We start from the raw sequence: 22,170 nt of genomic DNA on the forward strand, positions 1-22,170 counted from the left end.
GCGACTGGTCTAGTGGATGGCCCATTCGGCTCAAACCTACCCGCAACCGCTTATGTCGAACACGGCGTTCCGGTAATTCGCGGCAGCAACCTTTCGAAAGGTGAATTTCGATTCAAAAACGAAGGCTTTGTATTCGTTTCCGATAGCACGGCCAATAAGCTGGGCCGCAGTACGTGTATCGCGCGAGACATTGTTTTCACGAAGAAAGGAACCCTAGGTCAGGTTGGAATCGTCCCAGACGGCTCATTCAGTCGCTATTTGCTATCCTCAAATCAAATGCGCATGCGAGTCGACACGGAGAAAGCAAATCCCGATTACGTGTATTATGCCCTTTCAACGCGAGAGGCGATTGAGCGGGTAATCAAGGAGTCCGAGCACACTGGTGTGCCGAAGATTAATCTAGCCTATATCCGCGAGTTTCGAATCGCACTGCCAGACCGGCAGATTCAAGACGCTATTGTCGAAATCATCCGGGCGCTTGATGCCCGCATCGACCTTCTGCGCGAAACTAACGCCACACTCGAATCCATCGCCCAAGCTTTGTTCAAAAGCTGGTTCATCGACTTCGGCCCGGTACGGGCGAAGGCTGAAGGCCGCGAGCCGAACGGCATGGATGCCGAAACGGCTGCGCTGTTTCCAGACGCCTTCGAGAATTCCGCGTTGGGGGAGGTTCCGAAGGGGTGGCGAGTCGGAACGCTGGGCGATGTGGCATGGAATCCGCGTTCGCAGGCAAAGCCCGGACAGATGCCTGCCAGCACGTCGTACATCGGATTAGAGCACATGCCGAGGAAGTCAATTGCCCTCGACAAAATGGGGACTGCAGAGGGGTTGGAAAGCGGGAAGTTTTGGTTCGAATTCCAGGATATTCTCTTCGGAAAGCTTCGTCCTTATTTTCATAAGGTTGGCATAGCACCGTGCAAAGGAGTGTGCTCCACGGACATCTTGGTCATCAGACCGCGTGAGCCCAATTGGCTAGGGTACGTTGCGATGCATGCTTCAAGCGATGAATTAATCGCACATACGACGCAATTATCGAATGGCGCTCGAATGCCCCGCACAAGTTGGCATGATGTGAATGCTTACGGTGTTGTACTACCGCACGAACGTTGCGTTGAGGCATTTAACGATATTGTGAACCCGCTATTTGACCGGATATTCGCCAACGTGAGGAAGATGGATTGTCTGTCGGACCTACGTGACACGCTTCTTCCCCGCTTAATCTCTGGCAAGCTCCGCCTCCCCGAAGCGGAGCCCCAACTGAACGAAGCGTTCGCATGAGCGGCATCACCGAGGATGTAGTCGAACAGGCAATGCTTGAGTGGCTGGCCGCCCTCGGTTGGCAGACTGCCCACGGCCCAGATATATCTCCCCCGGATGCCAAAACACCGGGGACAGAGCGCGACAGTTATCGTGATGTGGCGCTGCGCCATCGCCTGGCTGCCGCCATTGCGAAGCTAAACGCGCATATACCCGCCGTCGCTCGCGACGACGCGCTGCGCCATGTGCTGAATTCAAACGTGCCCGGCCTCGTCAACGCAAATCGCCAGCTTTACCGCTGGCTCGTGGACGGTGTGCCGGTCGAGTTCCAGAAAGACGGCGAAACACGCGGCGACCGCGTGCGCCTGGTCGATTCCACCGACATCGCCGCGAACGACTGGCTTGCCGTCAACCAGCTCACCATTCAGGGACCAAAGCAGCTTCGCCGCCCCGATGTCGTGCTTTACCTCAACGGCCTGCCGATTGTCGTGGTCGAGCTGAAGAACCCCGGCGACGAGAACGCCGACATCTGGGCCGCCTGGAACCAGCTTCAGGCCTACCATCAAGACATCCCCGACCTGTTCAGCGCCAACGCGCTTGAAGTCATTTCGGACGGCACCACGGCCCGCATGGGCTCGCTCACGTCGAACAAGGAGCGCTTCCTGGCCTGGCGCACCATCGACGGCCATGAGATTGACCCGCTCGGCGCGATGCGCGAACTGGAAACCCTGACGCGTGGCCTGTTCCGGCGCGACTACCTGCTCGAATACCTGCACCACTTCATCCTGTTCGAAGACGACGGCCAGCTCGTCAAGAAGGTGTCCGCCTACCACCAGTTCCACGCCGTGCGCTCGGTCGTGCAAAGCGTGCTGCAGGCGTCAGCCCCCGGTGGCTCACGTAAGGGTGGCGTCGTCTGGCACACGCAGGGGGCGGGCAAGAGCATCGAAATGACCTGCCTGGCCGGTGCCCTGATGGCCCACGAAGCCATGGGGAACCCAACGCTCGTGGTTGTGACTGACCGTAATGACCTCGACAACCAGCTATTCGGGGTGTTTGCAGGCGCGAAAGAACTACTGCGTGAAACCCCGGTACAGGCCGACACCCGGCCCGAGCTGCGCCGCCTGCTGGCAAACCGCCCATCGGGCGGCATCATCTTCACGACTATCCAGAAGTTCGCACCTGGCGCGGACGAGGACACGTTTCCCGTGCTGTCCGACCGTCGCAATATTGTCGTGATTTGCGACGAGGCGCACCGCAGCCAGTACGGCTTTGATGCCCGCCTCCCAAATACGAATAGTGAGGGCGAAAGCACGATAGTCCGTTACGGTTATGCGCAGTATTTGCGCGACGCGCTGCCCGAAGCCACCTTCGTCGCTTTCACCGGCACCCCGGTATCGCTCGACGACCGCGACACGCGTGCCGTGTTCGGTGACTACGTCCATATCTACGACATCGAGCAGGCCGTGAAAGATGGTGCCACGGTGCCCATCTACTACGAAAGCCGCCTCGCCAGCTTGGAGCTGAAAGAGGAAGACGCTAGTGCACTCGACGATGAAGTGGACGAGCTGACGGTGGACGAAGAAAGTGACGAAGCCAAGGTCGCGACGCTGCGCCGCTGGGCCGCGCTAGAGAAAATCGTCGGTGCCCCACCTCGCATTCAGAAAATCGCCGCCGACATCGTCAGCCACTTCGAGGCCCGCCAGTCCGTGATGGACGGCAAGGCGATGATTGTCGCGATGAGCCGTGACATCTGCGTGCATCTCTACAACGCGATTACCCAGCTTCGCCCGGAATGGCACAATGACGACCCGACGACGGGCGCCATCAAAATCGTGATGACCGGCTCGGCGTCTGACAAGACGATGCTCAAGCCGCATATCTATCCGAAGAAGGTCCGCGACGACCTCGAAAAGCGCTTCAAGGACCCGTCCGACCCGTTCAAGCTCGTGATTGTGCGCGACATGTGGCTGACCGGCTTCGATGCTCCATGCATGCACACCATGTACATTGACAAGCCGATGCGCGGGCACAACCTGATGCAGGCTATCGCGCGCGTGAACCGGGTATTTAAAGACAAGCCTGGCGGCCTGGTGGTCGATTACATCGGCATCGCGAACGAGTTGAAAGCTGCGCTTGCCACCTACACCCAGGCCAAAGGGCGCGGTAGACCGACCATTGACGCACGCGAAGCCCTAGCCGTCCTGGCGGAAAAGATGGACGTACTGCACGACATGCTGCACGGCGTCGACTACTCGACGTTCCGCACTCAGGCGTGGCAGCTACTTCCCGTCGTGGCGAACCATGTCCTCGGTCGGGACGACGGCAAGAAACGCTTCGCCGACACTGTGCTCGCTGCGAGCAAGGCATTCGCTTTATGCTGCACGCTTGAGGAGGCGCTTGCCTATCGCGACGACCTCGCTTTCTTGCAAGCTGTGAAGGCGGCGCTAATTAAACATGATGGCGTCGATAAGGCGTTGACGGACGAGCAAAAGGAACACGCGCTGCGGCAAATCATCAGCCGGGCAGTGGTCAGCGACCAGGTTACCGACATCTTTTCTGCGGCGGGCCTGAAACGTCCCGACATTAGCGTGCTCTCAGATGGCTTTCTGGAAGATGTGCGGCAAATGCAGCAACGCAACCTGGCCGTTGAGTTGCTCGAACGCCTGCTTAAGGACCAAATTAAATCGCGTTTCAAGAGCAACGTCGTGCAGAGCGCGAAGTTCTCGGACCTCCTGCAACAGAGCCTGACGCGTTACCGAAATCGAGCCGTCGAGACCGCTCAGGTCATCGAGGAACTCATCGCAATGGCGAAGAAGTTCCAAGCTGAGGCGCAACGCGGGATGGACCTGGGACTAAACCCTGACGAGATGGCTTTTTATGACGCGCTGGCAACCAACGAAGCTGCAGTGCGCGAGCTCGGCGACGAAGTCCTAAAAAAGATTGCCGTCGAGCTCGTCGTTAAGCTACGCAGTTCAGTCACCGTAGACTGGGCAAAGCGAGAGACTGTTCGGGCGAAACTGCGTGTAATGGTCAAGACTCTCCTTCGCCGTTACAGGTACCCGCCCGACCGGCAGGACCATGCGACTGACACGCTATTACGGCAAGCCGAATCGTTGTCAGCAGAGTGGGTCGGTGCCTAAAGACGTGTCGGCCTCTTTGAGGCATGGGCTGCCCTGACAGTCTGGCCCTCCATCGCTTTTGCTCCGCACCGTCAGCCACTGGCGATGATGGCTCCGTCCGCTATGGCTGCCGTTTACCGGCGCCGCAGCCAGCCTGCAAAAAAAAGTTGCGTCGCGTAACCGAAACGGTTAACATTCGTCTACACAGAGTTATCACTCATAAACGGAGAACGAAATGGCATTGACACCGTTTGGCAAAGCCGTGCGTAAGGCTAGGCTCGACGCGGATGTCACGCTTTCGGATATGGCATCCGCCCTTGGCGTCACGTCTGCGTTCCTGAGCGCGATGGAAACCGGGCGTAAGAAGATTCCCAGCGATTTCGCAGCAAAGGCCGAGACGTACTTCGCCCTGCGTGGCGTCCCCGTAGAGAAGCTGCAAAAGCTGGCAGATGTTTCGAACGAAACCGTGTCGCTAGAAGGCCTCACGCCCGAGCACCAGATGATGGTCGCAGGTTTCGCTCGGGCGTCATGGGACCGCGTCGAGATGGCCGACTTGGACAAACTCAAAGATCTACTGAAAAAAATCGGAGGTAACTGATGTTCGGTCAAGGTCCGCTGAACGGGTTTCGTGTTCCACCGAAGAGCATAAACGACGTCAGGTACGCGGCGAACCGCGCGAGGGCCGCCTTGGGCCTGGCGTTTCCGATTCACCTCGGGCAGTTCTTGGAACAGCTGTCGTCTTACTCAATAACACTCGATGTGCTTGAGAACGGCGCGAGCGGCTTGCCGCCTGGCGTAGAAGCGTGCTGGATTCCCGAAACACTCACGCTTTGCTTGACGGAGAGGGTCTACGAACAAGCATGCCGTAACGAGCCCCGAGCGTTGTTCACGGTATTCCATGAGATGGGGCATGCGCTTCTAGGGCATAAGAGAACGCTGAACCGGGAGATTCCCGGTCGAGAGTTCAAAACGTTCGAGGACTCGGAGTGGCAAGCGAACCAGTTCGCAGCGGAAATCCTGATGCCCGTTGAAGAAATTCAACGGCGGGGTCTGCGCAATGAGCACGACCTGATTAAGGCTTTCGGAGTATCGATGGAGGCGGCCCGTATCCGGGTCGACCGATTGCGGAAACGACGTGAGATGTAGAAACGTCATTCGAGTTGCAGCTCGAATGACGTTCGGGAAAAGGTTGTCAAACGCCTCTGACTTCCTCTTATGCGCTCCTCTCAGGAGTCACGCGAATTGTAGTCAACCAATTCGCCGACTGCAAGCGCCTAAGTTCCATTCGGTGAGGCATTTTCGACGAGGTCGGAAATGACGACGAAAGATGACGAGTACATCACCATCTTCCGCCGCTTCCGTCGCACCAAGTCGGGCGCGCTGCTGGATGCCAGAAAGTTTGGCTTGGCAGCGTGGCCGATGAAGGTGCGCCGGAACCGGTAGGGCGGACGCTGGACGTTTCGTTATCCACGCGGCGAGCGAATCGCCCGTGGGTAACGGACATGGTCTGTACATCGACTCAACAACATCTTTTAGGACTTAGGATATGGCGCTGACTTGCGTATTTCCAAGGGCTGTGCACGTGCGTCAATACGTACGGTTACGACGTGGCCGTTTCGAGTTGGTCAACGAGCATTGTCGAAGCTATCCCAATTAATCGGGTTCGGGCGCGCGCTGAGGGTGCGCGCCCGTTTGTCTTCACGTCTGCCATCCGCAACCGCTGCGGGCCTCGTAGACCTAGAGCAATTCGACACCTCGTGCGTAAATTGCGTTATCGACGTATCCATTCTTGCGCGAACATCATCGCGCGGTCCGTCGCTTCTTCTTCGCTGTCGAACGTGCCAAGGTTCGGGAAAAGCCGCTCTTCACGCGCGTCCAAAGCGTCGATGTTCGAGCCGCACTTCAAATACACTCCCGCCTGCCACTTCTTTCCCACTGGGACTAAGCGGGGCTCGATAATCCACTTCACGGGCAATGCTCCGTGCGAATTGAAGCTTCCCCGTACTTCGGGATTCAGTTGCGCGCGCAGGGTCTTGAAATAGTTCCTGTCGTCTATCTCGTCTTTCGGTTTCATGCGGCTTCTCCCGCTGGAAGATGGCAGTCTAGGGAATACAGCTTGCAGTCCCAAAAAAGGCGAGTGAGCCGATAGGAAAAAGCGCAATCAAGCTTTCGCGTCGGCCAGTGTACGTCCCGCCTGCTCATCGCGCTCCGTGAAGAACTCGATGTACTTCGCGGGCGAAATTGCGTTTCCGCTTTTCAGTTCGGCGAGAGCGGCTTCGACCGCCCGCAGTTTCCCCAGCTTCCCGCGCAACGGCGCGACGCCCACTGCAAGGCGCGCGACAGCGGCGAGAACTGGCGCGCCGCCCGGCATGTCTTCGAACGCAGGTTGCGCGGCGTACTTATCGAAGCGCGCCGCCAAATCATCGACATCACCAAGCACGCGGGTCAGCTCTTCTTCGGTCGAATTCGTTTGCTTGGCCGTCTCGATGAGCGCTGAAGACATCTGCGCAACGAATCCGCGAATGAGGTTTTCAGTCCCGCGCAACAGGGCGTGCTCTCGGATGACCCGTGAGTCTTGCTCCATGGACGGCGACAGGCCCAAAAGCCAATCGACGCTCACGGCGTAGACTTCTGCCGCCTGCTTGAGGAATTTCCAGTCGGAAGGTGTCGGGCGTACACCCGATTCGATTTGCGAGAGTTGCGAGCTATTGGCGTAGCCGAATTTCTTTGCCGCTTCGGTTGCCAGAAGCCCGCACGCGACGCGCGCTTGAATCAGGCGGTAGCGAAGGTCTTCGAGTTCGGCGGGCTTGCTGCGGTTGCGCTTCCAGCGCTCCATTGGCTTTTGCAAAAAGGTCGCGCGCTGCGATTCCGTCATCGACTTTTTCTGATCGGCGCTTTCCTCAATCATCGGCTGTTCGTGCATCGCTGGTTCCGTTGTCGTGAATCACAGCGGCCATGCTCAGCCCGAAGATCAGTTTCAACAGATGACGTTTTCCTAAATTCTCGGCGATACTGGATGGGCGATTCCGTCTTGCATCTTACCGATATTTTCGTCGGCGCGCGACCGGCTTTAGACCGTGCGCGCGCCACTCGAAACGTCAGCGTGGCGTTCCTTCAACATGCCGTATGGCGCGCTCAAGCCGCGACGCCAGACGGTCGAGACGGTCAAGCGTGCTCGTCCGGTCGCCCGGCTCATCAGCCCGCCAGCCTTCGCGAGAGGCACGTTTGTAGACGGTCGACGCGGGGACGCCGTGCTCAGCGGAGAGTGCCTTTGCGGTTGCGCCGTCCCGATACTGGCGTTCGATGAGTGCCCATCGATCAACGGAAAGATGCTTTCCCATACGCACCCTCGCCTTAGTGGCTAAGTTCCGACAGAAGCTCATCGCCGAGCAATGCCGGGTCGTATGCCGGACCCGATGCATCGTAGGCGCGCAGGCGAGCGTAACGGTCGCGCTTGGCTTCGACGTCGCGCTTCCACGTTGCGAGATCGTCGGGCGTCGGGACCGGCTCAAGCTGGGCCAACATACGGGCGTCCACGCCCTTCTGGCGCAAGTTCTCGATGTACGCTTCGCGGGCCTGCTCGAAGCCTTTGATAAGGCGTTCAAGCCCTTCGATTTCTCCGGGGCATTCGAGAATTGCACGGGCGACGCGATACGGAACCGTCCCGGCCTTTTCGCGTTCGGCGGCGAGTCCGGCATCGAACGCACGGGTGGCGGCGCGGGCGGACGAGATAAGATTGTCCACCTGCGCAATGCTCGCGTTGAGCGAGTCGAGAACGTCGATACCGTCTTGTCCAGCGGCACAGGCAGCATCGAACAAACGCGCGGCCCGCGAGACGCGGGCCAGTTCGGCATGACGCGCTTGCAGCTTGCTCAGTGCGCGCGACACCTCTCGGTCACGAAGTGCGGCAATGAGTCTGTCTTTCAATTTCGAGTCGTCGGAAAATGCGCGGCTAGTTTGGTTCATGGTCGTTTCCATGTGAGCATAAGAGCACCCATCGTCGCATCGGTTTCTGCCCACCACGGGCACCGTATTCCTATTCGGCAAACTCAAAGCCAAATTGACACATGGTGGGTGATAGCGGTACTCGTGCGGGCGCATGCGCGCGCACGCGCTCCGTGTAAGAAAATTGCCTCGTGTCCGGACGAAGCTGCTGCAATCGCTTGCTAGACCGGCGTTTAACGTGATTTCGACGTACTTTGATCGCCGACCTCGCTGTGCTCATTGGGCCGTGTCAAGGGTGCCGCAGTCCGGGCGGATGGGGGGGCGGTTTGGATTTCGATTGCTCCACTCGACACGACGCACAGCAGGACATGCGATGAGCGCAACGTCATTTGCGAAGCATCTTTGCCGTCACGTCTGCCCAATAGTGATGACCGTCTTTATCCATCTTCCACGGGTCGGAACAGTGGCGTTTGCTGAGCGGTTCCACGTCAGGGTTTTTCTTGATGCGCTGCTTCTCGGCTCGGCGATAGCGGCGATGCCAGATTCTTTTATCTTCCGCTTCACTCTCGGCGGTCGTGACCGGCAGGAACGGTATTTTGCGTCGGCTTCGGCTCATGGCACGTTCCATTTCGGTTGCTGAACGTGCGAAAGCCCGCGCGGCTTGCACCGGGCGGGCTAGAGGTCATACGCCTGTCTTCGGGGCTAATTCTATGGCTTGAACGGCACCTGAGCAAGGTCATATGACGTGCTCGGCGATGCCGGTCTCGCCGCGTTACAGGTACATCGCTCGAATGTCGCGCCGGTCGAGCGCGGCAAGCGTCGAAATCGACACTTGAACGCTGCATGACGTTAAGAATGCCGTCCGACGTGCGCGGATTCGTGACGGGTCGCCCGATCGACTCAATGACGACGGGCAGCAGCGTTCATGTCGCCATAACGAAGACCCAAAATCTGCGGCACGACCGACGGATAGATGGTTTGAAATACGCCGTTATCGCCGCCCGTCTTCACGGCGTTAGCGATGACGGAATCGTTCGCAAGCAGTTGCGGAACGGCCCACTCTTCAAGCTGCTGAACCGGCGCGCGCACTTCGGTAAGCGCATCTTTTACCGCGCGGAAATGCAGCGTCGCCGTGAATTTCGCGGGCGGCATGCCGGTGAAGGTCTGCGTGGAGTTCAGTTTCGTGATGCCGGTGCGACCTTGCGCACTTGCGATGGTCGAGAGTGCACCTTGCGCGGTCGCGGTGTCGCCGCCCCCGAAACGGTCGATAAGCGCTTGCAGGGTGGGCGTCAGTTGCCCGGATTGGAGCATCGCCGAGAGGGACGGGGCCTTCGATTCAGCGCCCGCGCCTTCAAACGGTGACGTCCAATTGAAGACATTTCGAAGTTGCCGTCCGTCATCGGGCAATGCACCTCGCACCCGTCGTCGACTTTCGAACGACTCGTCGGCGGTGAGCGTGCGCTTGTCCATGCTTTGCGTCCACCCGTACGAGCCGTTCACCCGTTTCACGGGATAGAAGCGCGCAAGAAGGTGCGGGCTAAGACCGCCCCAGTCCGAAGAAAGGATGCGGGCCGAAGAGGTTCCAGTCAGGCGGTTAGCAGGCATGGCGGTTTCATGTGAGATTTCATCGGTATCTTTCCTTGAAAACCTTGCGCGCGTACGCGCGCGCGGCAGCGTATAAAAATTCCTCAGTCGGTGGACACATTGCCCGTCGGCCTGTCGAGGTGGCGCGCAAGTTTGGTCCGCCCGGCAGCCGTGATTTGCGCGTATTGAATCGGAGCCGGGCCGCGCGACACCGCGAAGCCTTGCGAAACGGCCCAAAACGTCGGCAGCCAGTTGCCGTTGCGACCGCGCTCAATCCAGCGATGACATTCGAGCCACTCGAACAAGGCAGTGCGGCTCACGCCGAGCGCCTTCGCGGCGGCGGTGATGCTCTGGCATCCAGCGAAGGCGGCTTTTGAGGTGAGAACCGCGTCTTCTCGGGCGGCGGCGCGGCGCTGCTCGGCCTTTTCAAGGATGACGCGCACACGCTCCTCGGGGAGCGCCTTTCCGCCCGCGCGCTCGACCAGCTTCGCCCAGTATTTGGCACGGGCTTCAAGGCGCGTCGTCATTGCGACGCTCCACGAATAGCGGCGCGGACCGCTTGATTCGCTTTCAAACGCGCCAACACATCGCCCGGCGAGCCGGATGGCGCGGCGTGATACGCCGCGTTACGATGCTCGATGGCGGCGCGCAGTTCACGAGCGCCGTGAAGCGCGCCAAGCGTAGCTGCAACGGCAGCGGCGACGACATTTTGTTTTTTGTTCATGTTTTCCTAACTGAGTTTAGTTTTCCTAAGTCAATGAATCACTTACGGCCTTTAAAAGCGGCTTCTACGGGCCTCGAAGCCCTTGACGCTACCTACCCCTTACCGCGTTCGTTTCAGGCTAGCCAGTGCGTGATTTCCGGCGGTCTCGGCGATTCCCTGACTAGGGCTGCTTGCCGGTCACGTTAAAGACCGCCTGACGAGCGATGTTCAGCTTGTTCAGCGGAACTTTGCCCGTCGCCTTCTCTTCCGCGATGATGCGGTGTGCCCAGTTGAGATTCCCTCCCATGGATACGGTTTTGATGATTTCGGACGCGCCCAACTCGTCAAGGCGCTGGCGTCCGAACTCGCGCGTCGATTCGGCACCTCCGGGAGCCTGAAGCTTCGGCACGCGCGGGGGAACCGGCTGAACGTTGCCGCCCTTGAGCACTGCGTTAAGAGCGGTCTCGAAGCGCGGTTTGAGCGCCGCGAAATTCTGCCCAAGCATGTCGAATTCGCCGACGCGCGCCGCCGCCCAAAATATCGCCGGATGTGACCATTCGTCTTTCCCCTGCTGACGGGCGCGCATCTGGTCGATGGCTTCGTACAACGCGGCATCGACGTCAATAGCAGGCTTGCACAGGTCGAGGAACTCGCCCCACGTCGGCGGCCACTTCAGGCGTTCGGCACCAGCCAAACCGCGTTTCACATCGGCGAACTTCAAGCCGTTGGCGCGAATCTTTTCCGCCCAAATTGCTTTCATGTTCTCGACACCTGTGTCTTTGCCGTCGATGACGTGACCGCTGCGGAAGCCGTCGAGCAGCTTGTTGCCGAACATTCCGTGCAATTGACCGAAGAGCCAGTCCATCGGGTTAGCCAATGCGCTGGAAGTCTGCGTCAATAGTGAAGAGTTCGTTGTCATAGTTCGGGGTTCCGAGTCCGATGGAGTTTGCTGCTGCTGCGCGGGAAGCGTCGCGCGGGGACATGTTGCAAGTCGGCGTTTGTGCAGGTACAGCGCGCGCGTCCTTCGCGACGTAGTCGGCTTTGAAGCCAATCCATCCGGATTCAGCGAGGGTCTGCACGGCCTGCGCGACAGTTAGTCCCGCCTTGGCGGCTTCACGCTTGGTAGCCGTCCACGCGCTGAGAGTGAGCGGCTTGCTCTTTGCCTTGCGCACCGCCAGCCAGTCGACTGCGTGCTGGCGCTCCACGCCTTCAGCAACGATCTCGTCGACGCCGACGAACGCTTTGCTGGTTTCATCGCTCTTGGGCGGCTTCGCCTTATGGTTGTTTGACGGTTCCTTGATGGTTGTTTGACGGTTATATGCGGGTGCAATAGCTGCTGCACCCTTTTGTGCCGCAAATTGCACCGTTTCCTGCTGCGGATTGCACCCTTGCGCGTTGTCGTTAGCACCCTTTCCCGGCAAAAAGGATGCAAAAGTTTCACCGTTTGCGGACGGCTCCTTAACGTCGTCTACGGGTGCAGCATTTGCACCGTTTATGTGCTCCATGTTGATGGCGTATTCGCGCGACAGATTGCGGCCACCTTTGCCTTGATTGACAAGCGTGATGAAACCGTCGGATTCCATCTTGCGAAGCTGGTATTGAACCGTGCGCTCGGATTGGCGCGTCTTCTTTGCGAGCGTCGCGACCTTCGGCCAGATATGAGTGCCGTCGTCATGCGCGTGGTCAGCGAGAGCGAGCGCGAGAACAAGCTCACCGCCGCCGACCGGATAGTTCTCCCAGACAGCGGACATTACCTTCACGCTCACAGCGAACCTCCCTGCGCGGCACGCGCCGCCGCGATGGCAGCAGGCGACAAGCGATAGCGTGCAATCTTGCGTTTCGTGCCCGTGTACGGAATCTGCTCCGAAATCACAGGCCAGCCAAGGTCGCGCAGGCGGTGAGCTTCAGCGGCCAGACGCCAGGAGGTTTTGAAGTCCGGCTGGGCGACGCGTTCGCCGCGCAGCAGTAGGGTGAGAAGTACGGACGTCACCGTGTGCGGGCTCGGCCAGATTGCAGAAGCGGCGGGATTACCAAACATTTCGGCTTGGCGGTCGTCGGGATTGCGGCGCTTAGCCATTAGCACCTCCGTTCAACAGCGCTTGCAGGTCGGAAACCTTCCAAGCCAAACGGCCATTGATGCGGACGGGACGAATCGGGCCATTTTCGAGGCAAGCCCATTTGCGGAGCGTCTGCGGCTTGCGATTGATTGCGGCAGCGGCCTCGTCGGTCGGAAGGACTTCCGGGAGGGCGGCGCGGGGCAGCGCGGTTTGAAGGTTCATTTTCAACGCTCAATTTCGCCTAGTCCGGCGAGGCTCAAAGCGTTGAAAACGTGCCGATATCCGGTATCAACGCCTGATGCTTCGCCGTGTTCGGCTATGTGTCTCGGCGTTGATACTTTGGAGTGGGGTGCTAGTGGGGTCGCAAGAGGTGTAAGTGGGGTGATTTTCCCGTACTACTTGCCTGCGTAGTCGTCGTGGTGTTTGGTTCTCATTCGTCCCTGTTTTACCGCGTCTTTCCACGCATCAATGAATGGGTCGTCGCCAGCCCCGAAGAGGGCGACGTGTTTCTCTTTGCAACTAGCTTGAATCACCTTCTTTCCCCCCTTGATAACGCACAAACGCTGGAACCCAAGCCTATCCGCCTCCGCCTCAATAGCTCGAATCTGTCGCTCACGCTTCGACAGACCGGCATCGGTATGCGGTGCGCTGGCGAAGGACAGCGTGGGTTCATTGTCTGGTGTGCGCGCGCCTTCAACATTGGGCCGCGGCGCGGCGTGCGTGGCAGCCGTCGCGTCGGCGGCGTCGACGGGTTGCGCTTCTGCCACTTGGCTAGAGGTCTTTTCGTGTTCGAAGAGAAGCTTGCGCGCCAGCCATTGGAGTTGGTCACTCGTGAGGCGCAGGTCGCTGACTTGGATATCGATAAAAGGCTCGGCAGCGCCGAACGTAACGATGCCCTCCTTTTTGACCGCTAGTAGATGGGTCAGATGAACCGGCGCACCTGCGGCAGAAATCAGGTCGTGCGCGACCGAGGCATGCAAGTAGAACTGGTCTGCATGGGCCGGAAAAAGCTGCGGCTCGCATTTGCGATGGTCGATTCTGTCGTAGTGGAAATTAGCAGGGAGGCGCACGACCGGATGCATGATGCCGCGCTCCGCACGCGACAAGAAATATTGGCGGTCGAACGCGGCTGGCAGGGCGTGACGACGGGCGAAGTCATTCATAAGCTCCGCCGCGCAGCCCAAGTCTTGGATTGAAAGTACGGTCTTCATGGAAGTCGAAGTGACATACGGCGTCGGCGCGCATGGGACACTCGTCGCGCCGCGCCGTGTAGATGCTATTCAGTGAACCCGTCGCGCAAGGCGGCAATCGCAGCGCGAAGCTCTTGAATGGCGGCGGCATCGCCCGAGAAGCGGCCAATCGAATCGAAGAGTCCTTTCGCTACGGCATCGCCGTCGCGGCCACGAGCGACGTCTTCCTCCGTGTGCTGAGAGCCAGCGATCGCGATGGCGTTGATTTGCGTCGCATCTTCGCCAATGCTGTCGAGGCGTGGGAGCGCGAAGTTAAAGAGCGCCGCGCGGCGTTCCTTCAGGTCGGTCGGCAGGGAGTTAAAATCGAACGTAGCCATGGTTCAAGTCCTTATTTTTGGATTGCGGTTAGGCGGTGCGTTGTGTTCGTGCTCCCGCGCCGTCGCTTTGCCTACCGTCAGGCGGCGGTTACGACTTTCAGGCCCCGCTCGGCTTGAGGTGGAGCGAATTCGATAGCAGCCTGTTCAAGCATCCACGCTTCGATTCTCGCGTGCCACATCCGAAGCAAATCCAGCGGGCGGCGGCGATAGTGCTTCTCGGCAAGCGCGGACGGCTTATGGCCTTGAATCTGCGCGACGATGCCTATTGGGCATTCAACCCATTCGGACAGCGTTCCAAAACTGCGGCGCAGGTCGTGAATCGTCAGGTGCGGCAATCCTGCCGCTGCCAGCGCGCGATTGTGAGAGAAGCGGGGTTCGGCAATCTTGCCGTCTTCCGACGTGAGCGACGAAAACACCCATTCGTTCCGACGCGGCAGCGCCGCGAGCAGAGCGGAAAGATAGGGCGGCAGGGGTATGTCACGCCCGGTTTGCGTCTCTACCTTGTCGCTCAGGTGAAGCGACTTCCAAACGAAGTCCACGTCCGCCCATTTCAGCGCGGCCATCTCTTCGCGGCGCGCGCCACAAAGCAGCGTGGCTTGCAGATAGGCACTCGCAACGGGGTTGTCCAGTTCGCGGACGGCTTTGAACCATGCGGGTAATTGCTCTCGCTGTAAAGTGCCGCCCTGCTTCGCCTTGCTCTGCGGCACAAGCCCCGTCACCTTTGACGACTGCCACGCATCCGAACCAACGATGCCGGAAAAATCGTCATGCCCGGCGCTCCAACGGATGAAGGCCTTAAGCAAGCGGTATGCATGCGCAGCATTGGTCGGACGCTCTGCCGACTCGACTTCCAGCCAAGAGGCTACGCGTTCCGCTGTCAGGTCGGACAGCTTCAGGCACATAAGCGGCGCGAGCGGCCCGCGCACGGTTTTGCCCTTTCCGCGTTTGACGGGTGTACCGCCGGGCGCGGCAAGTGCTCTGTGGTCGGCGAGATAACGGGACGAACGCGGCTTCTTCGTTTTCGGAGAAATCGCTGAGCCCAAGTATTTAAGGTAGATGCTCCATGCATCGCCGACGGTCGCCTCTTGTCGACGGACCTCAGCCTGACGCACTTCGTGGGCAGCGCGTTGTTCGGCAGCGTGTTCGCGAGGGTCGATGCCGCTATCGACCATGATGTGCAGCGTTCGCGCACGCTCTTGGGCTTCATCGATACTCCAAGTTCTAGCGTCGCCAATAGTCACGCGAATCGTCTGGCTGTGGAATTTGGCCTGGAAAATATATGACCGGGCTCCCGCCGCCGTCGCGCGCAAACCCAGTCCCGGCGACTTGCCATCCCACAAGAATGCCTGCGACTTGCCGTCGGGGCATTTAAAGCTGGCGACCCGAACCGCCGTGAAGTTGACCTTTGCCACGCTCCGCCGCTCCGTTGCACGCGGCTTCGTGTAACCGCTGTGTAACCGTATCGTATGGCAAACCGTCAATATGCGTCAATGCCCCTAGTTCAATCGTGAGCGCATACTATTGAATTTTATGATTTTTTCGAATGCTGCCGCCGAACAATCAACGAAGGTAAATGTAAGCTTTTGCGCATTCGTAATGCGAAGGTCGGGGGTTCGATTCCTCTTTCCGGCACCATCAAGATTCAGCATCAAACAAAAACCCGCGTTCACGCAAGTGACGCGGGTTTTTGCTTTGGGCTGTCGGTGTGTCGTCAGCGAAGGCTTTCGTCGCGCACACAGCGGCTGGTCGAATGAAGCGTCGATCGCGCCCTTCTCGCGGTTTCGTTTCGCCTCTGCTCAACCGCGCTCGCTAATTCGCTCCTTATGTGCGGTTTCATACAACGGCGAGTCAATTTCCGCTCCGCAGCATGAGGCGTCAACGATGGTTTCCCGGTATCGTTATACCTATAGAGGGAAGGCTAAAGTCGACAGCGTGAGATAGGCGCTTCGGCCGCACAGTCAGACGCTACGCGGCTTCGCGAGCGCTCCCATCCATTAGGCAATGCGAAGTTTTTGCTGGGACACGCCGGTCCTTCGATTAAGCAACCAGCGCAAATTACCGAAGGACTCAAGAACGATCGTGCCGGATCCAACGCGCCGCTCAAGTCAGGCTGCGACGATCCGATAACGCATAAAGAGAAGGAAGTGGTATTGGATTAGTAAGGATGCGATCGCGCGAAAGCCGCATCCTTAGCAGCGCAACAGTTGATGTCACCCGAGGAGAGAACCATGGACGCCAAACCGACGAAGATCCCGACGCCCGACAAAGTGTATTCCCCGGACCCGGAGCCGGTGGCCGTCGAGTTTCTCGCGACCGAACTGCCCGCGCACGTGCGCGCGTTCTTCGACGAACAGCGCAAGATGGCGTCGTCGAACTAAGGGCGGCGGGTCTCATCGCTCCCTCGTCGACGTGATCGCGACGCCCGTGCGCAAGGCGCACCCGGACTACGCAGTCCGCATATGGCTCGACGCCGAGGGGCGTCGCGCGCGCTCGAACATCGTCGAGCATCGCTGCCCGGCGCGCATCCGTCCCGCCGGCTGAAGTCGCTGCGCTATGCTGGCGCTTTCGTCAGCTTCCGCCCACGACCGATGCGCCGACCTTCCCTTCTTCGCCCGCTCCACGCGATTACCGCCGCTTCGGCGCTATTCCTCGCCCTCGCCAGCCCGGCGCACGCCGACGGCGACGACACCGCGTTCACCAATCTCATCGCACTGGTTTCGCAACGGCTCGCTTTGGCCGAACCGGTCGCGCGTTGGAAATGGGCGAACCACGAGCCGATCACCGACGAACCCCGCGAGGCCGCGTTATTGAAACAGGTCGAACAGCGGGCACGCGTGGCGGAAGTGGACCCGGAGTTCGCGCAGCAGTTCTTCCGCGATCAGATCGACGCCAGCAAGGACGTGCAGAACGCCCTCTTCGCCAGCTGGCGCGCCGTGCGGGCCGCTCCTGAAGGCACGCCGCCCGATCTCGCCAAGGATACACGGCCGAAACTGGACCAGCTTACGCGCTCGCTGCTGAGCGCACTGGCGCGCGTCGAGCCGATCCGTCACGCCGACGACTGCCCGCTCCGCCTGGCCGACAGCGTCGCGCGCTGGAAGCATCTGACACGCTATGAATCGTCGATGAACGCGCCGCTTTCGCGCGCCCTGTCGCATGTTTGCGCGGGCGGCGGTGTGGGCGCCGTGGGTTGAATCCGGCGCGTCCGATCGCGTCACGTTGCGCTGACGAGCGCATCTAGCGCGAGCGGCGTGATCGCCAGTCCCCGCGAAAGGCGCTCGGCGAGAATCCGATAAGTCGCCAGGTCGAACGCATAGGGCTTGGCGGACGTGCATAACGTCCGCGCTTCGGTCAACGTGCCGGCCGTCCCGAGATACTGCCAGTTGTCGACGACATGCCACGCAGGCTCACCCGTCGACGCGTCGCGCTCCTCGATGGCTATCGCCCCGGCATGCAGCCACGGCGCACCGCGCGCTTCCCCGCCACGTGACTTCGACACGCGATTCAGCGACGGACGAAGCGTCGCGACCATGTGCGCTTCGGCAAGCATCGCGCCGATCTCGCCGCCGGTCGCCTTCCATTCGACACGCCGCACGAGCGCGGCGAGCCGCAGATCCTTCGCCGACCGGCGCGGCCCCGTCAGATGCGACCGCACCCGCTGGCGCAATCGCACGCTACGGCCGACATAGAGCGGCAGATCGTCGTCGCCATAGAACGTATAAACGCCGCAGCCCGCCGGGATGCGCTCGATTGTGTCTTCGTCGATATGCGCGGCAAGCTGGAACCGGCGCGTGACGCGCTCCATATGCGCGCGCAGCACGTCAGACGGATGCGCGCCATGGAGATGCTGCCAGAACTGCCAGAGCAGATCGGCGTCCGCGAGCGCGCGATGCCGCGCCGAAGGCAACAGCGCATGACGTTCGACGAGCGCATCGAGGCCATGCCGCGCTTCTTGCGGATAGATCGCGCGGGAAAGCTGCACGGTACAGAGCACGTCGGGCGAGAAGCGCATGCCGATACGCCTGAACTCGCCCTTCAGGAATCCGTGATCGAAGTGCGCGTTGTGCGCGACGAAGAGCCGCCCGCTCATCCGCTCCATCAGGTCCGAAGCGAGTTGCTCGAACGTGGGCGCGTCGCGGACCATCGAATCGTCGATGCCGGTCAACTGGCGGACGAACGCGGGAATCGGCCTGCCCGGATTGACGAGCGTTGTCCATTGCGACACGCCTTGCGGCCCCGCCTCGACGATACCAATTTCGGTGACGCGGTCGACGCCGAAGGTGCCGCCAGTCGTCTCGAGATCGACAAAGACGACGGGTTCGGCGGGCAGTGCGGATTCAGGCAAGAAATCGGGGCGCATCGTGGGACGGCGGGTCAGGGAGAGAGGGCGATCATGAGGGCGATCAGATTGTGCATTCTAACGTACGGGGTTTTGGACGCGGCGGCGGGCTTGAGCGCGTTGGCGTCGGTAAAAATGCGGTGTCGGCGGATAAGATTTTTATTGATTGGTAGTTACACCGATTTACGATGCGGGCGAACGCGGTTTTCGGGATTCAACTTCATTGAACCAAGATTCGAATGACGGGCAATTGCGGATAACCCGATCGTAGAAAAACGTTAGCGTCGCATCGAATCTTTTTTGTCGTCAATTTCGGTGTGATATATGGCGCGCGGCATTCGCGCGAACTTGACCCAACGCCGCCGCCGCGCCTTCCTCAGCCACGCTGGCTAGCCCGCAGGACGCTGCGCCCACCAAGCCAGGCGCGGCTGTGGCGGTTCCCTGCGCGAACGTCTTTGGAATCAAGCGCCGCTTTCCGTTAATAAAAAATTAAACGTTCGCCGGGGTTTATCGTCCATTGTTTTTCTTAATATCGACGACGATTTTTTATTTCGGATTCGCAGAACCGCTCATCTTCTTTTAAACGCATCTCGGATCAATTCGGCGTCCAACTTTCTCCGTGCTTCAATCACGAAATTGCTTACTCGGACCTGAAGCGCTCAGTAACTTCATTAACCCATTCTCCCGCCTCTTGCTATTCTCACCAGCGAAGACAATTCTCCGTGCAAATAACTCCTCGGGTCTCGGAACATTTTGGCAGAACTTGCCGCTTACTTCGAATCATAGGTAACCATTTCGCGCGGACTATAAGGCAAGCTGCCTCTTGCGCGATTGTTCGCTACAAGCCGCCGCCCGCTTAAGCCCCGCCCCGCTTGACCCTCGAGCGCACCGGCAAAAAAAAAGCGCGACCGGGAAGTCGCGCTGACAAAGTTTGGAGATCTTTTCCGTCAACGAAAAAGTCTGCTTCGGAAAGCAGAAACAGCAGTATAGCGATAACCCCATCGAGCATTACGTTCGGAACGCACAAACGTTTGTTTCGTTAATCTCAACAATCCACGGTTCGGCACTTTGCCATTGCCGACGCCTTAATTACATGTAGCAGTTGCGCAACGTTGTTCTGTTGACACCTTGGTCTTTACCACTTTATTCGCCGATAAACCGTTGTGAATAAAGGGAAAACAGGCGCGATTCGATCATTGCTGATCGGAGAATGATTTATTGCGGAAAGTGGAACGCCCCATCTGTAACGCCGTCTTTACACTTCGTCTGGTCCGGAAACAAATGTGTCGCACCTTCGGACGCATTGCTCCCCGACAGCGCCTCTCGCAGCGCGTCGCACGGAGGTTTCCTCAAAGCCTGGGACCCTTAGGCCCAATCTGCTCTCGGAGTTACAAAGATGAAAAAGACTCTCATGGTCGCCGCCCTGTCGGGCGTCTTCGCTACCGCCGCCCATGCGCAAAGCAGCGTCACGCTGTACGGCCTGATCGATGCGGGCATCACCTACACGAACAACCAGGTGACGACGGTCGGCGGCCCTGGCCACAGCAACTGGAAGGCGACGAGCGGCTCGGTCAACGGCAGCCGTTGGGGCCTGCGTGGTTCGGAAGACCTCGGTGGCGGCCTGAAGGCGATCTTCACGTTGGAGAACGGCTTCAACATCATGAACGGCACGAACGGCCAAGGTGGTCGTGAGTTCGGCCGTCAGGCATTCGTCGGTCTGTCGAGCAACCAGTTCGGCGCCGTGACCCTCGGCCGTCAGTATGACTCCGTGGTCGACTTCCTCGGGCCTCTGGCTCTGACGGGCACGCAATACGGCGGCACGCAGTTCGCCCACCCGTTCGACAACGACAACCTGGACAACACGTTCCGCGTCAACAACTCGGTCAAGTACACGAGCGCGAACTACGCTGGCTTCAAGTTCGGCGCGATGTACGGCTTCTCGAACGAAGCAGGCGGTTTCGCGGATAACCGCGCTTACAGCGCAGGCGTGTCGTACAACTACGGTCCGTTGAACATCGCTGGCGCGTACATGCAACTGAACAACGTCGGCTCGGCGAACGCCGCTGGCGCAGTCACCGGCGACAACACGCCGTTCGTGGCTGGCCGTCAGCGCATCTTCGGCGGCGGCATCAACTACGCGTTCGGCCCGGCGACGGTCGGCTTCGTGTTCACGCAGACGATGCTGGACAACGCAAGCGGCATCACCAACACCGGCACGCAAGGCGCAGGCCCGTTCGCGCTGACGAACGGTCACGTTCGCTTCACGAACTATGAAGTCAACGGCCGTTACAACCTGACGCCGGCTATGTCGCTGGCTGCGAACTACACGTACACGAACAGCCGCATCAACGGTATCGCACCGAAGTGGCATCAGGTCGACCTGCAAACGGCATACGCGCTGTCGAAGCGTACCGACGTGTACCTGCAGGGCGAATACCAGCACGTGACCGGCCTCGACGGTTCGGATCTGGGCGCGACGATCAACGGCGTCGGTATGTCGTCGTCGTCGAACCAGGTTTCGGCAACGGTTGGCGTTCGTCACCGCTTCTAAGCCGTATCCGCAGCACAGTTGTGAAAAAGCCGCTCTTCGGAGCGGCTTTTTTTTCGTCCTGCCCTTCCCCGGCTGATCAGCGCGGATAACGCACGTCGAGGATGTCGATCTGCTGAACGCCCGCCGGCGTGTGCAGCGGCACCGTATCGCCGATCTTCGCCTTCAGTAGCGCACGCGCGACCGGCGAGATCCAGCTGACGTGGCCGCGATCGAGATCGACCTCGTCGATACCGACGATCGTCACGGTTTGCACGATGCCGTCGTCGCCCGCGTAATCGACTGTCGCGCCGAAAAACACCTGATCGACGTTCTCCTGCTTGCGCGCATCCACGACTTCGGCAAGATCCAGCCGCTTGGTCAGAAAGCGGATGCGCCGGTCGATTTCGCGCAGACGCCGCTTGCCGTAGATGTAGTCGCCGTTCTCCGAGCGATCGCCGTTGGACGCCGCCCAGGACACGAGCTTGACCACTTCGGGACGATCGTTATCGAGAAGTTGCAGCAACTCGCTTCGCAGCCTCTCATGGCCTGCTGGCGTGATGTAGTTCTTCGAGCCGGCCGGGACATCGGGCTGGTTGAGTTCGAGGTCGTCGTCGCTCTCGTCGGATTCTTTGACAAATGCCTTGTTCATCGTGCAAACCGGTCTCAGGGTGGCGCAGTTGGATTCAGACCATCAAGTTACCACGTCGCAAGAAGCGGGCGCGGTGACGCTCGTCCGAAGGCTGGAAGGACAGCGCCTGAATGAAGAGGCAGCAGCGATTTTCCGGTCGAAAACGCTTCCTTTTTGAAAACGGCTTCGCTATAATTCCGCTTCTGCGTGCGGCTGTAGCTCAGTTGGATAGAGTACTTGGCTACGAACCAAGGGGTCGTGGGTTCGAATCCTGCCAGCCGCGCCACTCATTCCGGTGTTTTCGTTTCGAGCGAAGGCATCGAGCGCTTAACCAAAAGCGCATGGAAGTAATATAGCAGTGCCGTTTTGCGTGCGGCTGTAGCTCAGTTGGATAGAGTACTTGGCTACGAACCAAGGGGTCGTGGGTTCGAATCCTGCCAGCCG

The 22,170-nt window shown here is 59.5% G+C and carries 24 protein-coding genes and 2 tRNA genes; 10 read left to right on the forward strand and 16 right to left on the reverse strand.

Annotated elements, in window-relative coordinates:
• The first annotated feature begins 12 nt into the window (after window positions 1-12).
• From AB6804_RS03205 to AB6804_RS03225, 5 genes are all read left to right on the forward strand, one after another.
• Window positions 13-1,278, forward strand: a complete 1,266-nt coding sequence (locus tag AB6804_RS03205) for a restriction endonuclease subunit S (RefSeq protein WP_370885194.1) — start codon at window positions 13-15, stop codon at window positions 1,276-1,278.
• Window positions 1,275-4,397 carry a type I restriction endonuclease subunit R gene (locus tag AB6804_RS03210; protein WP_370885195.1) on the forward strand — a complete coding sequence of 1,041 codons (3,123 nt, stop codon included), beginning with the start codon at window positions 1,275-1,277 and terminating at the stop codon, window positions 4,395-4,397. The genes AB6804_RS03205 and AB6804_RS03210 overlap by 4 nt, the downstream gene beginning before the upstream one ends.
• 214 nt (window positions 4,398-4,611) lie before the next feature.
• Complete coding sequence (locus AB6804_RS03215; RefSeq protein WP_370885196.1) at window positions 4,612-4,974, forward strand: helix-turn-helix domain-containing protein; 363 nt, start codon at window positions 4,612-4,614, stop codon at window positions 4,972-4,974.
• The gene (locus AB6804_RS03220; protein ID WP_370885197.1) at window positions 4,974-5,522 is read left to right on the forward strand and encodes an ImmA/IrrE family metallo-endopeptidase; all 549 of its coding nucleotides are present in this window, start codon (window positions 4,974-4,976) and stop codon (window positions 5,520-5,522) included. Before AB6804_RS03215 ends, AB6804_RS03220 begins: the two co-directional genes overlap by 1 nt.
• A 168-nt stretch (window positions 5,523-5,690) precedes the next feature.
• Entirely contained in the window at window positions 5,691-5,819 is a 129-nt protein-coding gene (locus AB6804_RS03225) for a hypothetical protein (protein WP_370885198.1), read from the forward strand.
• A gap of 328 nt (window positions 5,820-6,147) precedes the next feature.
• Here the strand turns inward: AB6804_RS03225 and AB6804_RS03230 are convergent, their stop codons facing one another.
• The 14 genes from AB6804_RS03230 to AB6804_RS03295 all read right to left on the reverse strand — a co-directional run bounded on the left by AB6804_RS03230 (window position 6,148) and on the right by AB6804_RS03295 (window position 15,644).
• The gene (locus AB6804_RS03230; protein WP_370885199.1) at window positions 6,148-6,450 is read right to left on the reverse strand and encodes a hypothetical protein; all 303 of its coding nucleotides are present in this window, start codon (window positions 6,448-6,450) and stop codon (window positions 6,148-6,150) included.
• An 87-nt stretch (window positions 6,451-6,537) separates the two neighbouring features.
• A complete protein-coding gene (locus AB6804_RS03235; RefSeq protein ID WP_370885200.1) occupies window positions 6,538-7,299 on the reverse strand; it encodes a helix-turn-helix transcriptional regulator in 762 nt (253 codons plus the stop codon).
• A 431-nt stretch (window positions 7,300-7,730) separates the two neighbouring features.
• Entirely contained in the window at window positions 7,731-8,354 is a 624-nt protein-coding gene (locus AB6804_RS03240) for a hypothetical protein (RefSeq protein WP_370885201.1), read from the reverse strand.
• A 352-nt stretch (window positions 8,355-8,706) separates the two neighbouring features.
• On the reverse strand, window positions 8,707-8,937 hold the full coding sequence (locus AB6804_RS03245; RefSeq protein ID WP_370885202.1) for a hypothetical protein: 231 nt from the start codon (window positions 8,935-8,937) through the stop codon (window positions 8,707-8,709).
• A gap of 284 nt (window positions 8,938-9,221) precedes the next feature.
• Window positions 9,222-9,791, reverse strand: a complete 570-nt coding sequence (locus tag AB6804_RS03250) for a hypothetical protein (RefSeq protein WP_370885203.1) — start codon at window positions 9,789-9,791, stop codon at window positions 9,222-9,224.
• A 218-nt stretch (window positions 9,792-10,009) separates the two neighbouring features.
• Complete coding sequence (locus AB6804_RS03255) at window positions 10,010-10,432, reverse strand: phage antirepressor KilAC domain-containing protein (protein WP_370885204.1); 423 nt, start codon at window positions 10,430-10,432, stop codon at window positions 10,010-10,012.
• The gene (locus AB6804_RS03260) at window positions 10,429-10,629 is read right to left on the reverse strand and encodes a hypothetical protein (RefSeq protein WP_370885205.1); all 201 of its coding nucleotides are present in this window, start codon (window positions 10,627-10,629) and stop codon (window positions 10,429-10,431) included. The genes AB6804_RS03255 and AB6804_RS03260 overlap by 4 nt, the downstream gene beginning before the upstream one ends.
• A gap of 160 nt (window positions 10,630-10,789) precedes the next feature.
• The gene (locus AB6804_RS03265) at window positions 10,790-11,506 is read right to left on the reverse strand and encodes a hypothetical protein (RefSeq protein ID WP_370885423.1); all 717 of its coding nucleotides are present in this window, start codon (window positions 11,504-11,506) and stop codon (window positions 10,790-10,792) included.
• Entirely contained in the window at window positions 11,478-12,374 is an 897-nt protein-coding gene (locus AB6804_RS03270) for a helix-turn-helix domain-containing protein (protein WP_370885206.1), read from the reverse strand. Before AB6804_RS03270 ends, AB6804_RS03265 begins: the two co-directional genes overlap by 29 nt.
• On the reverse strand, window positions 12,371-12,685 hold the full coding sequence (locus AB6804_RS03275; protein ID WP_370885207.1) for a hypothetical protein: 315 nt from the start codon (window positions 12,683-12,685) through the stop codon (window positions 12,371-12,373). Before AB6804_RS03275 ends, AB6804_RS03270 begins: the two co-directional genes overlap by 4 nt.
• Window positions 12,678-12,887: a DNA-binding protein gene (locus AB6804_RS03280; protein ID WP_370885208.1), complete on the reverse strand. Its 210-nt coding sequence runs from the start codon at window positions 12,885-12,887 to the stop codon at window positions 12,678-12,680. The genes AB6804_RS03275 and AB6804_RS03280 overlap by 8 nt, the downstream gene beginning before the upstream one ends.
• 173 nt (window positions 12,888-13,060) lie before the next feature.
• Window positions 13,061-13,828 (reverse strand): hypothetical protein, encoded by a 768-nt coding sequence (locus AB6804_RS03285; RefSeq protein WP_370885209.1) that lies wholly within the window; start codon window positions 13,826-13,828, stop codon window positions 13,061-13,063.
• A 113-nt stretch (window positions 13,829-13,941) separates the two neighbouring features.
• Entirely contained in the window at window positions 13,942-14,232 is a 291-nt protein-coding gene (locus AB6804_RS03290) for a hypothetical protein (RefSeq protein ID WP_370885210.1), read from the reverse strand.
• A 77-nt stretch (window positions 14,233-14,309) separates the two neighbouring features.
• Window positions 14,310-15,644 (reverse strand): tyrosine-type recombinase/integrase, encoded by a 1,335-nt coding sequence (locus AB6804_RS03295; protein ID WP_370885211.1) that lies wholly within the window; start codon window positions 15,642-15,644, stop codon window positions 14,310-14,312.
• A gap of 816 nt (window positions 15,645-16,460) precedes the next feature.
• Between AB6804_RS03295 and AB6804_RS03300 the strand changes: the two genes are divergently transcribed.
• On the forward strand, window positions 16,461-16,610 hold the full coding sequence (locus AB6804_RS03300; RefSeq protein ID WP_035960616.1) for a hypothetical protein: 150 nt from the start codon (window positions 16,461-16,463) through the stop codon (window positions 16,608-16,610).
• Window positions 16,611-16,820: 210 nt separating this feature from the next.
• A complete protein-coding gene (locus tag AB6804_RS03305) occupies window positions 16,821-17,423 on the forward strand; it encodes a chorismate mutase (protein WP_370885212.1) in 603 nt (200 codons plus the stop codon).
• A 20-nt stretch (window positions 17,424-17,443) separates the two neighbouring features.
• Here the strand turns inward: AB6804_RS03305 and AB6804_RS03310 are convergent, their stop codons facing one another.
• On the reverse strand, window positions 17,444-18,589 hold the full coding sequence (locus AB6804_RS03310; protein WP_370885213.1) for an exonuclease domain-containing protein: 1,146 nt from the start codon (window positions 18,587-18,589) through the stop codon (window positions 17,444-17,446).
• Between the two features lie 1,375 nt (window positions 18,590-19,964).
• On the opposite strand from AB6804_RS03310, the gene AB6804_RS03315 reads away from it, so the two are divergent.
• Entirely contained in the window at window positions 19,965-21,119 is a 1,155-nt protein-coding gene (locus tag AB6804_RS03315) for a porin (protein ID WP_370885214.1), read from the forward strand.
• 76 nt (window positions 21,120-21,195) lie between these two features.
• On the opposite strand, the gene greB is transcribed toward AB6804_RS03315, so the two are convergent.
• On the reverse strand, window positions 21,196-21,747 hold the full coding sequence (gene greB, locus AB6804_RS03320; RefSeq protein WP_370885215.1) for a transcription elongation factor GreB: 552 nt from the start codon (window positions 21,745-21,747) through the stop codon (window positions 21,196-21,198).
• A 188-nt stretch (window positions 21,748-21,935) separates the two neighbouring features.
• Here greB and AB6804_RS03325 point away from each other — a divergent pair.
• Together AB6804_RS03325 and AB6804_RS03330 are read left to right on the forward strand one after the other, a co-directional pair.
• Window positions 21,936-22,012, forward strand: a tRNA-Arg gene (locus tag AB6804_RS03325).
• Window positions 22,013-22,098: 86 nt separating this feature from the next.
• A tRNA-Arg gene (locus AB6804_RS03330) sits at window positions 22,099-22,170 on the forward strand.

Source organism: Caballeronia sp. RCC_10 (assembly GCF_041360715.1).
Classification (GTDB): Bacteria; Pseudomonadota; Gammaproteobacteria; order Burkholderiales; family Burkholderiaceae; genus Caballeronia; species Caballeronia grimmiae.